Origin of the sequence: Salinibacterium xinjiangense, from assembly GCF_014645015.1 — a bacterium.
Lineage (GTDB): Bacteria > Actinomycetota > Actinomycetes > Actinomycetales > Microbacteriaceae > Rhodoglobus > Rhodoglobus xinjiangensis.
Genome location: NZ_BMLC01000001.1, coordinates 921,410 through 935,978, shown reverse-complemented (window position 1 = coordinate 935,978; position 14,569 = coordinate 921,410). Strand labels below are relative to the sequence as shown.

Annotated in this window: 14 protein-coding genes; 11 read left to right on the top strand and 3 right to left on the bottom strand. The window is 63.3% G+C overall.

Annotation, left to right across the window (positions count from 1 at the left end; genetic code table 11):
* Positions 1-46 precede the first annotated feature (46 nt).
* The 5 genes from IEW81_RS04350 (at position 47) to IEW81_RS04335 (ending at position 3,585) form a co-directional block, all read left to right on the top strand.
* Positions 47-892 carry an NAD-dependent epimerase/dehydratase family protein gene (locus IEW81_RS04350; RefSeq protein WP_097060289.1) on the top strand — a complete coding sequence of 282 codons (846 nt, stop codon included), beginning with the start codon at positions 47-49 and terminating at the stop codon, positions 890-892.
* A gap of 309 nt (positions 893-1,201) precedes the next feature.
* Positions 1,202-1,717 carry a 50S ribosomal protein L10 gene (gene rplJ, locus IEW81_RS04345; RefSeq protein ID WP_097060290.1) on the top strand — a complete coding sequence of 172 codons (516 nt, stop codon included), beginning with the start codon at positions 1,202-1,204 and terminating at the stop codon, positions 1,715-1,717.
* 65 nt (positions 1,718-1,782) lie between these two features.
* The gene (gene rplL / locus IEW81_RS04340; RefSeq protein WP_097060291.1) at positions 1,783-2,166 is read left to right on the top strand and encodes a 50S ribosomal protein L7/L12; all 384 of its coding nucleotides are present in this window, start codon (positions 1,783-1,785) and stop codon (positions 2,164-2,166) included.
* A gap of 137 nt (positions 2,167-2,303) precedes the next feature.
* A complete protein-coding gene (locus IEW81_RS14445) occupies positions 2,304-2,600 on the top strand; it encodes a hypothetical protein (protein WP_229671235.1) in 297 nt (98 codons plus the stop codon).
* A gap of 781 nt (positions 2,601-3,381) precedes the next feature.
* Positions 3,382-3,585 (top strand): hypothetical protein, encoded by a 204-nt coding sequence (locus IEW81_RS04335; RefSeq protein ID WP_188732660.1) that lies wholly within the window; start codon positions 3,382-3,384, stop codon positions 3,583-3,585.
* Positions 3,586-3,671: 86 nt separating this feature from the next.
* Here the strand turns inward: IEW81_RS04335 and IEW81_RS04330 are convergent, their stop codons facing one another.
* Entirely contained in the window at positions 3,672-4,700 is a 1,029-nt protein-coding gene (locus IEW81_RS04330; RefSeq protein ID WP_097060409.1) for a LacI family DNA-binding transcriptional regulator, read from the bottom strand.
* Between the two features lie 297 nt (positions 4,701-4,997).
* Here IEW81_RS04330 and IEW81_RS04325 point away from each other — a divergent pair, with 297 nt between their 5' ends.
* The 4 genes from IEW81_RS04325 to IEW81_RS04310 all read left to right on the top strand — a co-directional run bounded on the left by IEW81_RS04325 (position 4,998) and on the right by IEW81_RS04310 (position 10,497).
* Positions 4,998-6,347, top strand: a complete 1,350-nt coding sequence (locus IEW81_RS04325) for an ABC transporter substrate-binding protein (RefSeq protein ID WP_097060293.1) — start codon at positions 4,998-5,000, stop codon at positions 6,345-6,347.
* Between the two features lie 131 nt (positions 6,348-6,478).
* Positions 6,479-7,606: a carbohydrate ABC transporter permease gene (locus IEW81_RS04320; protein WP_097060294.1), complete on the top strand. Its 1,128-nt coding sequence runs from the start codon at positions 6,479-6,481 to the stop codon at positions 7,604-7,606.
* Entirely contained in the window at positions 7,603-8,583 is a 981-nt protein-coding gene (locus tag IEW81_RS04315; RefSeq protein WP_097060295.1) for a carbohydrate ABC transporter permease, read from the top strand. The genes IEW81_RS04320 and IEW81_RS04315 overlap by 4 nt, the downstream gene beginning before the upstream one ends.
* Positions 8,584-8,655: 72 nt before the next feature.
* Positions 8,656-10,497 carry an ABC transporter ATP-binding protein gene (locus IEW81_RS04310; protein ID WP_218839988.1) on the top strand — a complete coding sequence of 614 codons (1,842 nt, stop codon included), beginning with the start codon at positions 8,656-8,658 and terminating at the stop codon, positions 10,495-10,497.
* Here IEW81_RS04310 and IEW81_RS04305 read toward each other — a convergent pair.
* Together IEW81_RS04305 and IEW81_RS04300 are read right to left on the bottom strand one after the other, a co-directional pair.
* A complete protein-coding gene (locus IEW81_RS04305) occupies positions 10,494-11,174 on the bottom strand; it encodes a DUF305 domain-containing protein (protein ID WP_097060296.1) in 681 nt (226 codons plus the stop codon). The genes IEW81_RS04310 and IEW81_RS04305 overlap by 4 nt on opposite strands.
* Positions 11,152-11,823 (bottom strand): thioredoxin-like domain-containing protein, encoded by a 672-nt coding sequence (locus IEW81_RS04300; protein WP_097060297.1) that lies wholly within the window; start codon positions 11,821-11,823, stop codon positions 11,152-11,154. The genes IEW81_RS04305 and IEW81_RS04300 overlap by 23 nt, the downstream gene beginning before the upstream one ends.
* A 148-nt stretch (positions 11,824-11,971) precedes the next feature.
* On the opposite strand from IEW81_RS04300, the gene IEW81_RS04295 reads away from it, so the two are divergent.
* Positions 11,972-13,336, top strand: coding sequence for a cystathionine beta-synthase (locus IEW81_RS04295; RefSeq protein WP_097060298.1), 1,365 nt, complete (start codon positions 11,972-11,974; stop codon positions 13,334-13,336).
* Between the two features lie 17 nt (positions 13,337-13,353).
* A complete protein-coding gene (locus IEW81_RS04290) occupies positions 13,354-14,514 on the top strand; it encodes a cystathionine gamma-synthase (protein ID WP_097060299.1) in 1,161 nt (386 codons plus the stop codon).
* The last annotated feature ends 55 nt before the right edge of the window (positions 14,515-14,569 follow it).

Below are 14,569 nucleotides of genomic sequence, written 5' to 3'. Positions count from 1 at the left end.
GGCAGACTGGAGTGATGAGAAATCCATACACAGCAGGATCCCCGGCATGAGGGTCGCGGTCACCGGAGGCAATGGCAAGCTCGGCCGAGTGACGGTGCAGGCGCTGCGCGACGCAGGGCATGAGGTCACGGTGCTCGACGTCGTCGGCCCTGATCGCGAGGCGTTCACTGTCGTTGATTTCACCGATTACGGGCAGACGGTGGATGCGCTCAGCAGCATCGACAACCGGCATGAGGGCCTTGACGCCGTCGTTCACCTGGCGGCGATTCCCGCGGGAGGGCTCAGGTCTGACAGCGCCACGTTCCACAACAACATGAACTCGACATTCAACGTCTTCCAGGCTGCCCGCCGGGTCGGTATCAGCACCATCGTCTATGCCTCGAGCGAGACGCTGCTCGGTATCCCGTTCGAATCACCGCCACCCTACGTGCCGCTTGATGAGGAGTATGAGAGCCGTCCTGAATCCACATATTCAGTGGTCAAGCACCTCGAGGAGGAGCTCGCGCAAAAGCTTGTGCGCTGGGATCCGGAATTGAGCATCACGGCGCTGAGATTCTCCAACGTCATGACCGTGCCCGACTACGCTGCGTTCCCCGCCTTCGATGCGGACGCGACACTGCGGTCGTGGAACCTGTGGGGCTACATCGACGCACGTGACGGTGCAGAGGCGATCAGGTTGTCGCTGGAGGCCTCGCGCCCGGGTTTCGACGTCTTCAACATCTTTGCCGCAGACACCGTGATGTCGCGCCCCAGCGCCGAGCTGATGGCCGAGGTGTTTCCGGCGGTGGAGTTCCGAGCCTCCGTCGAGGGCACTGGTTCCCTCGCCCCCAGCGAGAAGGCTCGCCGCGTGCTCGGTTTCGTGCCCCAGCACAGCTGGCGAGACCACGTCTAGGCGGCCCAGCGGCCGGTTTGCGCGCGGGCACGGATTCGCTTAGTCTTACGGGAGCCAAAGACCGCAGGTGGTCATCGTGTGTGAAAGCACAGGATGACCGAAGTGTCGTGAAAGCGACAGCCAGCGCAGGCGTATGAAGAAGTTTCTCGAGCCGGTCTTTTCAGCCAGTTTGATTCTCAGCTCCGTGCCCTGCGTTCCACTCCAGAGTGGACCTGCAGCAGGCCGGGGCTTTTTTTATTGTCCGGTGTGCAGCGCTTACGTCCACATGCGCAGGTCTGCGGCAGTCCAATCCACAATTTAGGGAGCACCATGGCGAACAAGGAAGCATCAGTCGCCGAGTTGACGGAGAAGTTCCGCAACTCGACCGCTGTCCTGCTCACCGAGTATCGCGGACTCACTGTTGCCCAGCTCAAAACGCTGCGCACATCTATGAGTGAGCACGCAACATACGCCGTGGTGAAGAACACGCTGACAAAGATCGCGGCAAACGCGGCAGGAATCTCGTCATTTGACGAGGAGCTTGTCGGGCCCTCCGCGATCGCTTTCGTACACGGTGACCCGGTCACCGTCGCGAAGACACTGCGTGACTTTGCCAAGGCAAACCCGCTGCTGGTTGTGAAGGGTGGTTACTTCGACGGTAACGCCCTCAGCGCCGCAGAGGTCACCAAGCTTGCCGATCTTGAAACCAGGGAGGTGCTCCTCGCGAAGTTTGCCGGAGCCGCCAAGGCTTCGCTGTTCGGTGCCGCTTACCTGTTCAACGCTCCGCTCGCCAAGGCCGTTCGCACGGTCGAGGCGCTGCGCGAGAAGCAGTCGTCCGCTCAGTAGGCGCGACAAACAAGCACAGTCGCGCTCTGCGCCGACCGTAATTTACGAAAACAAGGAGACACATCATGGCAAAACTGACCAGCGAAGAGCTGATCGAGGCGTTCAAGGAGCTCACGCTCATTGAGCTCAGCGAGTTCGTCAAGAAGTTCGAGGAGACCTTCGAGGTCACCGCCGCCGCACCCGTCGCCGCTGCGGCCGCCGGTGGCGCCGCGGCAGTAGTCGAAGAGGTTGAGGAGAAGGATTCCTTCGACGTCATCCTCGAGGCTGTCGGCGAGAAGAAGATCCAGGTCATCAAGGAGGTGCGCGCTCTCACCAGCCTCGGCCTCGGTGAAGCGAAGGCAGTCGTTGATGGCGCTCCGGGCCCCGTGCTCGAAGGTGTCAACAAGGAGACCGCCGAGAAGGCAAAGGCTCAGCTCGAAGAGGCTGGCGCCACGGTTACCCTCAAGTAACTTCGGTTTCACACGACGGCGTCGTTCCTTTCGGGGAGCGGCGCCGTTGTTTCGTTAACGCGCAGCTGGTCAGGTCAGCGCGGTGGAAGGAGATATCCGAGATCGAAGCATCGAAGCATCGAAGCATCGGAGAGTCGGTGCGTTTCCGCGGCCTCGATGAGGGACACGTCGATAAGTGTGCGACTGGAGTGCGCGTCTCCCGGGGCGTCGCAGTCGCAGGGGCCTTCGAACGCGCGCTGCATGTCGCCGCGGGCGAATCGCAGGTGGGCGATGAACCGGCCGGGGCAGTTCGCGTGATGCTGTGTGGGCTGGAGAGCCGGGGGGACGCCCCGGGCCGGCTGCGCTTTCCCCGACGCAGGAGGAATCTCGCCCTCAGGCCCTCGGAGATCGTCACGACGCCACCCGGGGAGCCCGGGTGGCGTAACCCGACGTGAGAGCCTCATAAGGTCGAGCCTCTCGGCGTATCGTTCACTGAAGATCGAGATGGTGGCTCGCGAATAGAGCCCCAGGGGCTTCCGTTCGCTTCCAGTCGTGGCGGTTGCGACGACCGGAAAGAGTGCCTCGGAATCCGTGACTTTGCCCTGCCCGCGAATCTGCGGCTGAGCGGTGCACGCCGATGCCGCTGCGCACCGCTGCGGTTGAGACATCCGTGATCAGTGAATGTGCCGTGGTGAAATTCGCCATCACTGCCGATCTGCTTGTGGACCCGATCGAACGAAAACTCGGGCCATAGGCCGCGACGAGCCAGGGATCGGCATCCCCGACGCCGGCGGGAAGTCGATCGAGGATGGCCCGCACCCTCGGCCCGTGCTCGGCCACAAGCGCTGGCCAGCAACACCGGAGCGTTTCAAAAGCATGGTCGTCACATCCCCGGTCACCCGCCCGAAGGCGCGTCCGAGGTCGTCGACTGACATCTCGATGGCTGGAGGCTGCAGGGCACTGATGACGGACCGATCGGGTTCGGTTATGGCTGCTTGAGTGCTCCTTCGGAACGGAAGGGATTTCGGATGTGTCCGCTGCAGTTGCGTCCGGTCGCGGGTCGCCCCATAATGAGCACTGTCCCGGCATCCCCCGAACGTGGGACACCCCCGAAAGATGTTCGCTCGACACCCGCACGCAACCCCACGGGACTGGACAGCCTTACCCTCTGGCTAGCACCGCAGTACGACACGAGTAAACATCCGCAGCAGTGCGTACCCGAAAGTGCATATTCGAATGCATGAATTTACCGCTCAGTCGCTACCGAACCACCCGATCGCCCGACGTCATGGTGGCCGTGTGGCTGCCTCGGTGGCGCCAGCGTCCATGGTGCTCGGGCGCGAACCGATCGCGCTTGGTGGGTTCGGGTTCCTCAAGCGCGGGTTCGTTCCCGCGGGGCTCATCTTTGCTCTGCGTCGTTCGGGGACGCGGGCCGAGTGACCCCGGGAAGCTCGGCCTGCGATCTTCATCGGTTGCGGGCCGGGCTTCCATTGTCCGCACACAGGCTTGCGGGGCAGCCCAGCCGGTCACGGCAGTGGAGGAGCCGTGGTGCTCTGTCGGACCTCGAGGCTGACGGGGAATGTATTCCAGTTCGACGCTGGCCGATCCAGGGGCTCGGTGAGGTCGGTGAGCTCGTCGAGCAGTAGCCTCACGGCCATTGTTCCCTGTGATTTCGGATGCTGCGCCAGGGTCGTGAGCCCGAACATCGGGGCGAGGTCGTGTCCGTCGATACCCACTACAGAGAGCTGGGCCGGCACCTGGATGCCCAGTTGGCGGGCGGCGATGATGATACCGATCGCGACCTCGTCGGCCCCCGCAACTATTGCGCTCGGGCGCGACCGGGGGTCGGCGAGGATCGAGAGTCCAGCGGTATAGCCGCCCTCGATCGAAATATCTGTGGGTCTGAACGATTCATCGTCGTAGCGGAGCCCCGCCGATCGCATTGCCTGTGTGAACCCCTTCAACCTCTGCGAGTGCACCCGAAAATCGACTTGTTTCTGTTGGCTTCCCCCCACGTGCATGATGCGCGTGTGCCCGAGACCGATCAGCAACTCGGTGATCAGCTCGGCAGCTGCGACATCGTCGATGCTGAGAGTGGCCATTCCTTCCACTGCACCTCCGATGCCGACAATCGGTTTGCCGAGGGAGCGCAGCAGGTCGACTTCGGTGCGGGTGAGCTCGATTCCAACCGCGATGACCGCATCCACCCGTTTGCGCACAAGGAAATACTCGAACACACGGCGTCGCGCGGCATCGTCCGCACTGAGCCGGTAGAGGGTGAGGTCGTAGCCGGCGGCGATGAGAGCAGTCTCGATCCCTTCGAGTACCTCTCCAAAAAACCAGCGATTGATGAACGGGATGACCACACCGACGTTCTTCGTGTGCCCGGTCACCAGGCTCGATGCGTTCGACGACACAACGTATCCGATGGCGGCGGCGGCGGCGACGACGCGGTTTCGCGTTTCGATCGAGACGTAACCATTGCCGCTCAGGGCGCGGGATACCGTGGCCTTGGATACTTCGGCGAGGCGGGCGACATCGCTGAGTGCGCTCATCATGTTCCCTTCGCCGATGACAGGACGGCCAAAGCCTAGTTGGGCGGTGATGATTGTGGAACCGGTTCCACACCGCAGGGGAGAGTGTGATCAAATCGTTGTGAGAGCGCTCCCACCGAATTACGGGGGTGTGGCCGAATCGTTAGACGCCAGTTCGTGCCAAGCGCTTGCATTGATCTCGAACTTCACCTAGTTTGTGCTGTGGAACCGGTTCCCGTTCGGGGCAGTTCTGTTTTGCAATCACCCCCCGCGGGGCCACCACTGGCCCTCGCGATCCACCCTCAACGAGGAGGAAGTATGAGTTTCATCGTGCAGCGTAGATTCACAGCACCGTTCGCCATACTCGCAGTAGCAGGGCTCGCACTGGCGGGCTGCTCCAGCGACACAGGCTCAGGCTCAGGCTCGAGCGCAGGCCCAGGCCCAGGAGATGCAGGCGATGCCGATGGCGTCGTCACGATCTACGGCACCATCCAGGACACCGAGGCAGATCTCCTCAACAAGTCCTGGGCCGCCTGGGAAAAAGAGAGCGGCATCGACATCCAGTACGAAGGCTCGAAGGAATTCGAAGCTCAGATCGGAACCCGCGCCCAGGGCGGCACGGCTCCCGACCTCGCCATCTTCCCGCAGCCCGGTCTTCTGGGTGACCTTGCGTCGCGCGACTTGGTGCAGCCGGCGCCCGAGGGCGTTGCATCCAATGTCTCCGAGTTCTGGGGCGAAGACTGGGCAGGATACGCCAGCACCGGAGACACCCTGTACGGCGCACCTCTCATGGCCAGCGTCAAGGGATTCGTCTGGTACTCACCTGCTCAGTTCAAGGAGTGGGGGGTTGAAGTCCCCACCACGTACCAGGAGCTTCTCGACCTGACCAAAACGATCCAGGGAAAGACCAAGACCGCACCGTGGTGTGTCGGATTCGGTTCTGACGCGGCAACGGGCTGGCCCGGCACCGACTGGGTCGAAGACCTCGTGCTGCGCGAAGCCGGACCGGATGTCTACGACCAGTGGGTCGCACACGAGATCCCGTTCAACGACCCCGCCATCAAGTCGGCATTCGACTCGGTGGGCGAGATCCTGCTGAACCCTGACTACGTGAACGCGGGATTTGGCGACGTCAAGTCGATCAACACCACTCCGTTCGGTGACCCGGCCCGCGCCCTCGGCGACGGTTCGTGCGCACTCCACCACCAGGCATCGTTCTATGACGGATTCATCCAGGATCCCGCCAACGGCAATGCCACGGTCGGTCCCGACGCTGACATCTGGGCGTTCATCACCCCGTCAGTCGAAGCAGGCGGAAGCGCCGTCACGGGTGGTGGCGAGATCGTCGCCGCCTTCTCGAATGACACGGACACTGTCAAGGTGCAGGAATACCTCTCCAGCCCCGAATGGGCCAACAGCCGCGTCGCACTCGGTGGCGTAATCAGCGCAAACAAGGGTCTCGACCCTGCCAGCGCGTCAAGCCCGATCCTGCAGGAGGCGATCAAGGTTCTCCAGGACCCCGCCACCACGTTCAGGTTCGACGGTTCTGACCTCATGCCCGGCGTCGTCGGTGCTGGTTCGTTCTGGACCGGCATGGTCGACTGGATCAACGGTAAGTCGACGGACGAGGTGCTCGACAACATCGAGGCCACCTGGCCGTCTGAGTAGTCTGGCCATCTCAGTAATACCGGCTAGAACAGCATGACCGAGGGCCGGCGGAGACCTCTTCCGCCGGCTCTCACTTACCCCTAGTCTCAAAATACAAGCGCGAGTTCACTGGTGCACTCGAAAGGACGTCTATGTCAGGGTTCCTGAAATGGCTCGCCGGCCTCAACCCGTTCGCCCAGATTCCCCTGGTAATCGGGGCCTTCATCCTGGTAGCCGGCATCCTCATCTTCTTCATCGAGATCGCGCCGCGTTCGGGTCGTCGCTATACGATCATCCGCGCGTTGGTCTGCGTTCTCGCACCGGTCACCGTCTTCCTCGTTCTCGGCTCGATCCCGCTGGCGGCTGTCGTCGCCGCGGTGCTCGGTGGGGTGTTCTTCCTCCTCGATTACCGTTCACGAGAGGGAGCCGGTTATCTCTTCCAGCTCATCGGATTCCTGAGCCCCGCTGTCCTCCTCCTCACTATCGGCCTGCTCTATCCGACGGTCGCTACCTTCTTCAAGGCATTCATGAATGCCCGGGGCAGCAGGTTCGTCGGCCTGGAGAACTTCGTGTTCGTGTTCGGCCAGGAGGCCAACCGGGTCGCGATCATCAACACGATCATCTGGGTGCTCGTCGTTCCCGCATTCTCGACGATCGTCGGCCTCGCGTACGCCGTGTTCGTCGACAAGGCCAGGGGCGAGAAGGTTCTGAAGGCGCTCGTCTTCATGCCGATGGCCATCTCTTTCGTGGGCGCCAGCATCATCTGGAAGTTCGTTTACGACGCCAACTCGGTAGACCAGCCGCAAATCGGACTCCTGAACGGGATCATCACGTTCTTCAGTGGCCAGCCCGTCGACTTCATCAACGCGGCGCCATGGAACAACCTGTTCCTGATGGTCATCCTGATCTGGGTGCAGACCGGATTCGCGATGGTCGTGCTCTCCGCAGCTATCAAGGGCGTGCCAGCCGAGCAGATGGAGGCAGCGCAACTCGATGGCACGAATGCCTGGGAGCGGTTCGTCAACGTGACGGTTCCTGGCATCCGGAGCTCCCTCATCGTCGTGCTGACCACCATCTCGATCGCATCGCTGAAGGTATTCGACATTGTTCAGACGATGACGGGTGGCGCCAACGGAACCAACGTGCTCGCTAACGCGGTGTACGCACAGAAACTCGAGGAGGGCAGGGCTTCTGCGTTCGCCGTCATCCTGTTCCTGCTCGTGCTGCCGATCATCATCTACAACGTGAGGCAGATGCGTCTGCAGAAGGAGATCCGATGAGCGCCGTCGCCCCGATCGACCTCCCCGTCGACCAGAAAACAAAGACCCAGCTCGGTCGTGGGGCGAGGGCCGTCGAGCGTTCCACGCTGAGAAAGTCGAAAGCCCGGCTCACCAGCAAGGGCGCAACCATTGCCGCGATCGTCATCGCCATCCTGTGGACGACACCCACGCTGGGCCTGCTGATCACGTCATTCCGTCCACCGGAACTGATTAACACGTCGGGCTGGTGGAGCATCTTCACCAACCCGGGGTTCACCCTCGGAAACTACGATGCCGTGCTCAACGGATCGGCGACCACGGTCAGCCTCGGGCAGTCGTTCATCAACTCGATAGCGATCACCCTGCCGGCCGCGCTGTTCCCGCTCGTGATCGCATCGCTGGCTGCCTATGCCTTCGCGTGGATCCCGTTCAAGGGTCGCAACATCCTGTTCATCGGGGTGTTCGCCCTGCAGGTGGTGCCGATCCAGATGGCCCTCGTGCCGCTGCTCAGCCTGTTCGCTCGCGGGCTCAGCATCGGTGACTTCGAGATATTCGCGGGTCTCGGTGCCGGTGGCAACTCGTACGGCCAGGTCTGGATCGCACACACGATCTTCGCGCTGCCACTGGCGATCTTTCTCTTGCACAACTTCATCTCGGAGATTCCGCAGGAGCTGATCGAGGCCGCGAGGGTCGACGGTGCCGGGCACGGTCAGACGTTCTTCAGGATCGTCCTGCCGCTCGCGATGCCAGCCATCGCATCCTTCGCAATCTTCCAGTTCCTCTGGGTCTGGAACGACCTGCTGGTGGCATTGGTCTTCGCGGATGGTGCAGTCGGCCCGATCACCAAGGTGCTGCGAGAGATCACCGGAAACCGTGGACAGGACTGGTACCTGCTCACCTCAGGCGCCTTCATCGCGATGATCGTTCCGCTCATCGTGTTCTTCGCACTGCAGCGGTTCTTCGTACGCGGACTGCTTGCCGGTTCGACGAAGGGCTGATCCCTTCGCACGCCACTCGAGCCCGCCGGGAAGCCGGCGGGCTCGATGCGTTAACCGACCTAAAATTAGAGCATGAGTGGAACGCGCGGCAGCGGTCGCATGATGGGCGGCGGCGACGCAGCCGCGCAGAAAGCGGCCAACGCGTCGGCCCCGAAGGTCCCCGACCTGCTGAAACGGATCGCCGGCCTTTTTGCCCCGCACCGCAGGGCTCTCACGATCACGATCGTCCTGGTGCTTGTCAGCGCTGGCCTCAGCGTGCTGCCCCCACTGTTGACCAAGCAGGCGTTCGACGAGGGGCTGTTCCCGCCGAGCGGCACCCCGAACATTCCCGTGCTGGTCCAACTCGTGTCGACCATGGTCGTGCTGTGGGTCTCGGCGGCAGCCCTCGGCGTCTGGCAGACCTGGCTGACTGCCTCCGTCGGCAATACCGTGATGGGCGCGCTGCGAATCCGCCTCTTCGGCCACCTGCAGGCCATGGAACTTGCGTTCTTCACGCGCACGAAGACCGGTGTCATCCAGTCGAGACTCCAGAACGACGTCGGTGGCGTCGCGAACGTGCTCAGCAACACCATCTCGAGCGTCATCGGCAATACGGTCACAGTTGTCGCGGCGTTCGTGAGCATGCTCGTGCTGAGCTGGCAGCTCACGGTGGTGGCGGTCATCCTGCTGCCGATTCTGGTCGTAGCCCAACGTAGAGTCGGGCAGGTGCGCGCGCGCATCGCGACGAAAACCCAGGAGTCGCTCAGCGATATGACCGCGATCACGCAGGAGGCGCTGAGTGTGAGCGGCATCCTGCTCGCGAAGAGCTTCAACCAACAGCAGGCCGAAACGGGCCGGTACGAGGCCGAGAATCGAAACCAGATCAGGCTGCAGGTGAGCCAGCAGATGAGCGGCCAGTGGTTCTTTGCCATGGTCAGCATCTTCCTGTCGATCATCCCCGCGGTCATCTACGTCGCCGCGGCATATCTCATCAGCGGTGGAGTGGAGGTCACGGCCGGCACGATCGTCGCCTTCACGACGGTGCAGGCGCGCCTGATGTTCCCGCTGCTCGGCCTGCTGAGGGTCGCCCTCGACCTGCAGACCTCGTCAGCGCTGTTTGCGAGGATCTTCGAGTACCTCGACCTCATACCGGCCATCACTAACAAGCCGGATGCCCACGAGGTGCGCCCCGCCCAGCTCGGCAGGGTCGAGTTCGATGGCGTGGTGTTTCGCTACCCGGATGCGCCGGAGGATTCCCCTGCCACCCTCAAGGGCGTCTCGCTGGTCATCGAGCCGGGGCAGTTCGCCGCATTCGTCGGGCCGTCGGGAGCGGGCAAGACGACAGTGTCCTACCTGATACCGCGCCTTCACGATGTGACGAGCGGTCGTGTGCTGTTCGCGGGTGACGACGTGCGCGACCTCGAGTCCGATTCGCTCGTGCGCAACATCGGGATCGTAAGCCAGGAGACCTACCTGTTCCACGCGACCATCGGCGACAACCTCAGGTACGCCAAGCCGGGGGCTGGGCTCGACGAACTCAAGACCGCGGCGAAGGGCGCCAACATCCACGACACGATCATGTCGTTCCCTGACGGCTACGACACGGTCGTGGGGGAACGCGGATACCGGCTCTCCGGTGGCGAGAAGCAGCGCATCGCGATCGCGCGAGTGCTGCTGAAAGATCCGGCCGTGCTGATCCTCGATGAGGCGACAAGCGCGCTCGACTCGATCTCGGAACGGGTGGTCCAGGATGCGCTGGATGCAGCGTCGAGGGGCCGCACCACCATCGCGGTGGCGCACAGGTTGTCTACTGTGATCTCGGCGGACGTGATCTTCGTTGTGGTCGGAGGCAGAATAGTCGAGAGCGGAACCCACGAACAGCTTCTGTCGAACGGCGGAATGTATTCGTCGCTGTACGCACAGCAGCTGGGTTAGCGTCGTTCGGCGAGCATCCGTTTCATCAGGTCGATCTCGCTCGACTGCGCCCGCACGATGCTGCTGGCGAGATCCAGCACGACACGATGAGAGCTGCGCTCCACGATGGCCTCTGCCATCTCGACACCACTCTGGTGATGCGCGATCATCAGCTGGAGGAACAGTCGCTCTGCGTCCACTCCCTCGCTCGCCGACAGTTGCTGGAGCTGCTCGCGGGTCGCGAGCCCGGGCATCGGGGAGCCCGGCCGGTGGGTGGAGTCTGCCGCGTGATCGTGGCCGGAGACGCCGGGCACCGGGCGCGACATCCACGTCATCGACGGTTCTGTTGCTGCCTGCGACAGCCTCCACTCGGCAAGCCAGCCGAACATTTGCCCTGACTGCTGCGCCTGTGAGGTGGCGATGTCGTAGGCGAGAAGGCTTACCTCGGGGTCATTCGTCTGGTCACGCACGATCATGGCCATCTCGACGGCCTGCTGGTGGTGTACCTGCATGTCACGAGAAAAACCGGCCTCGGCGCTCGAGGCGAGAGGGTCGCTGGCGACCGGGGAGCTCAGCCTGCCGATGACGAGGGACGCCGCGACCAGCCCGATCGCCGTGAGCACCGCTGCTATCGCGAGCCGTGTTCTTCGGCTCTGGTCGGTGTGTGCGCCCCGCTCAGGCGATGCGTCCCGCACCATCGAGACCTCCGGTGCACGGTGCGCCGGGTTCGGGAGCGGACGCCGATTTCCAGTACTTCTCGATGAACGATTGCATCCGCGGGTCGTCGACACCGTCGAGTTGCACCTGAACCCCCCACGCGGAGATCACGACGGGCGCTGGCAGGCCCGGGAACGGGGAGAGTACCGAATAGGTGCTCGGCACGGCGCCGCGGAGCGACTCGACCTCGGAGTCGTCGAGCGCCTCAGGGTCATACGTCACCCAGACGGCACCGTGTTCGAGAGCGTGAACCGCATTCTCGCTGGGCTGGGGCTGGTCGTAGACGCCGCAGTTGAGCCAGGCCGCGAAATGATCGCCACCAGCCGGAGGATTCATGTCGTACTTCGCCTCGTAGTCGACGGGTTCGGGCCCGACGTGCACGGCCGAAATACCAGGGAACTCGGTGACGTCCGCGATGTCGATATCGTCGGGATTCGGCCGTGGCGTGGAGCCAACCACGATGAAGCCGATAGCGAGGGAGAGCACGGCGACCCCCGCGACGATGGCGGCACCGATGCCGATGCGCCGGTTGCGCCGCCGGGTCGCCAGCTGCTTCTGGAGCGCGGCGACCTTGTCAGCCCTTCGGGCCGCGCGCTGCTGCTTGACTGGGGGTTTCGATGGATCGGGCACGGCATCCTGTCGGCTCGGTAATCTTGTTGTCCCACCGTACAGTTCGCTTCTGTGGCGGTGGTGTGAATGCCCGCCGGGGAATGATCGACAGTCTCACCGCCTGCCCGCTGACGACATGCCATGCCCCCGCTGGTAGATTGTGCCCACCATGAAGTACGCCAACAGCATCCTCGACCTCGTCGGCAACACCCCGCTTGTGCGCCTCAACAGCGTCACCGAGGGTATCGCGGCGACGGTTCTCGCCAAGATCGAGTACCTCAATCCGGGTGGCTCGTCCAAAGACCGTATCGCGACCCGCATCATCGATGATGCTGAGGCGAAGGGCCTCCTGAAGCCCGGCGGGACGATCGTGGAACCGACCAGCGGCAATACCGGTGTCGGGCTGGCACTCGTGGCCCAGCAGCGCGGATACCACTGCGTCTTCGTGCTACCCGACAAGGTCGGTGAGGACAAGCGCAACGTGCTGACGGCCTATGGGGCTGAGATCGTCGTGACCCCGACGGCTGTTGCGCCCGATAGCCCGGAGTCGTACTACTCCGTGTCGGATCGTCTCGCGCGTGAGATCCCCGGCGCTTTCAAACCGAACCAATACGCGAACCCGAACGGCCCGCTGAGCCACTACGAGACCACCGGTCCCGAGGTCTGGCGCGACACCGAGGGAAGGGTGACCCACTTCGTCGCCGGTGTGGGCACCGGTGGCACCATCAGTGGCGCCGGACGCTACCTCAAGGAGATCTCGAACGGCGGAGTGCACATCATCGGCGCAGACCCCGAGGGCTCGGTCTACTCGGGCGGAACCGGGCGGCCCTACCTCGTGGAGGGCGTCGGCGAAGACTTCTGGCCCGAAGCTTACGATCCGAGTGTCGTCGACGAGATCATCGCGTCCTCTGATGCCGAATCGTTCGACATGACCCGCAGGCTCGCGCGCGAAGAGGGACTGCTCGTAGGCGGCTCGAGTGGAATGGCTGTCGCCTCAGCCCTGAAGGCCGCCAGACTGCTCAGCGCGGACGACGTCATGGTCATCCTGCTGCCCGATGGCGGGCGCGGTTACCTCGGCAAGATCTTCAATGACAAGTGGATGCGGTCGTACGGGTTCGCGTCGGTTACCGAAGAGAAGACCGTCGGCGATATCGTGCGCTCGAAGACCGGTGCGCTTCCCGATCTCGTGCACGTGCATCCGACGGACACCGTCCGCGACGCGATCGAGATCATGACCAAGTACGAGGTCTCGCAAATGCCGGTGTTGACAGCTGAGCCGCCCGTGGTGATCGGTGAAGTGATCGGCGCCATCGACGAGCGATCCCTCATGGAAGCGGTCTTCACCGGTGGGGTGCAGATGACGGATGCGGTTCGGGAATTCGTCGGATCCCCTCTCGGTTTGATCGGTGTGAACGAATCTGTCGGCTCCGCGCGTGCGGCTCTTGCCGCCGCCGATGCGCTGCTGGTCACCGATGGTGGCAAGCCCGTCGCGGTACTGACACGACACGACCTGCTGAACTTCCTCAGCTCCTGATTCCCAGAAAGAACACTGTGAACGACGACTACGACTACGCCTTCGCCACCCGCGCCATCCACGCCGGCCAGGAATTCGACCCGACGACGGGTGCCGTCGTACCCCCGATCTACATGACGTCGACGTTCGTACAGGACGGGATCGGTGGCTTCAGGGGAGGCTACGAGTACGCGCGCGGGGGAAACCCGACCCGTGACTCGCTGCAGACCCTCCTCGCCTCACTCGAGGCCGGTAAGCACGCCTACAGCTTCGCCTCCGGGCTCGCCGCAGAAGACACCCTGCTGCGGGCCGTGCTCACGCCCGGATCGCACATCGTGATGGGGAACGACGTTTACGGCGGCACCCACCGCCTCGTCAACCGCGTGCACGTTCCGTGGGGTATCTCACTATCGACAGTCGACATGAGTGACCTGGACGCGGTTCGCGCCACCATCAACCCCGGCATCACCAAGATTCTCTGGGTCGAGACACCCAGCAATCCACTCATGAAGATCAGTGACGTCGCCGCCCTTGCTTCAATCGCGAAGGAGCACGGCGTGATGGTCGTCGTCGACAACACCTTCGCATCTCCCTACCTGCAGCAGCCCCTCGCGCTCGGCGCCGACGTCGTGGTGCACTCGACCACGAAGTACATCGGCGGGCACTCCGATGTGCTCGGCGGGGCTCTCGTCATGAACGACGACACGGTCGCCGAGAAGGTGGGTTTTCTGCAGTTCGCCGTCGGGGCGGTCTCCAGCCCGATGGATGCCTGGCTCACCGTCAGGGGAATCAAGACTCTGGCAGTGCGCGCCGAGCGGCATTCGAGCAACGCCCTGGCCATCGCCGAGGCCCTGGTGGGGCATCCGAAGCTCGATGCCGTCTACTACCCGGGGCTGGCAACGCACCCCGGCCACGACATCGCGGCGAAGCAGATGAGTGCGTTCGGCGGCATGCTGTCCGTCGCCCTCAGCGGTGGAGCCGCCGCGGCCCGAACGTTCGCGGAGTCGACGACACTGTTCCAGCTCGCGGAGTCGCTCGGGGGAGTGGAGTCGCTCATCGGCTATCCCTCTGAGATGACCCATGCGTCGGTGCGCGGCACAGAGCTCGAGGTGCCCGACAACGTCGTACGACTTTCCGTGGGCATCGAGAATGTCGACGACCTGCTTGCTGACGTGCTGCAGTCGCTCGACCGCCTGTAACGCAACCTCCTGCAGCGCGTCCTCCTGCAGCGCGTCCTCCTGCAGTTCGATCGCC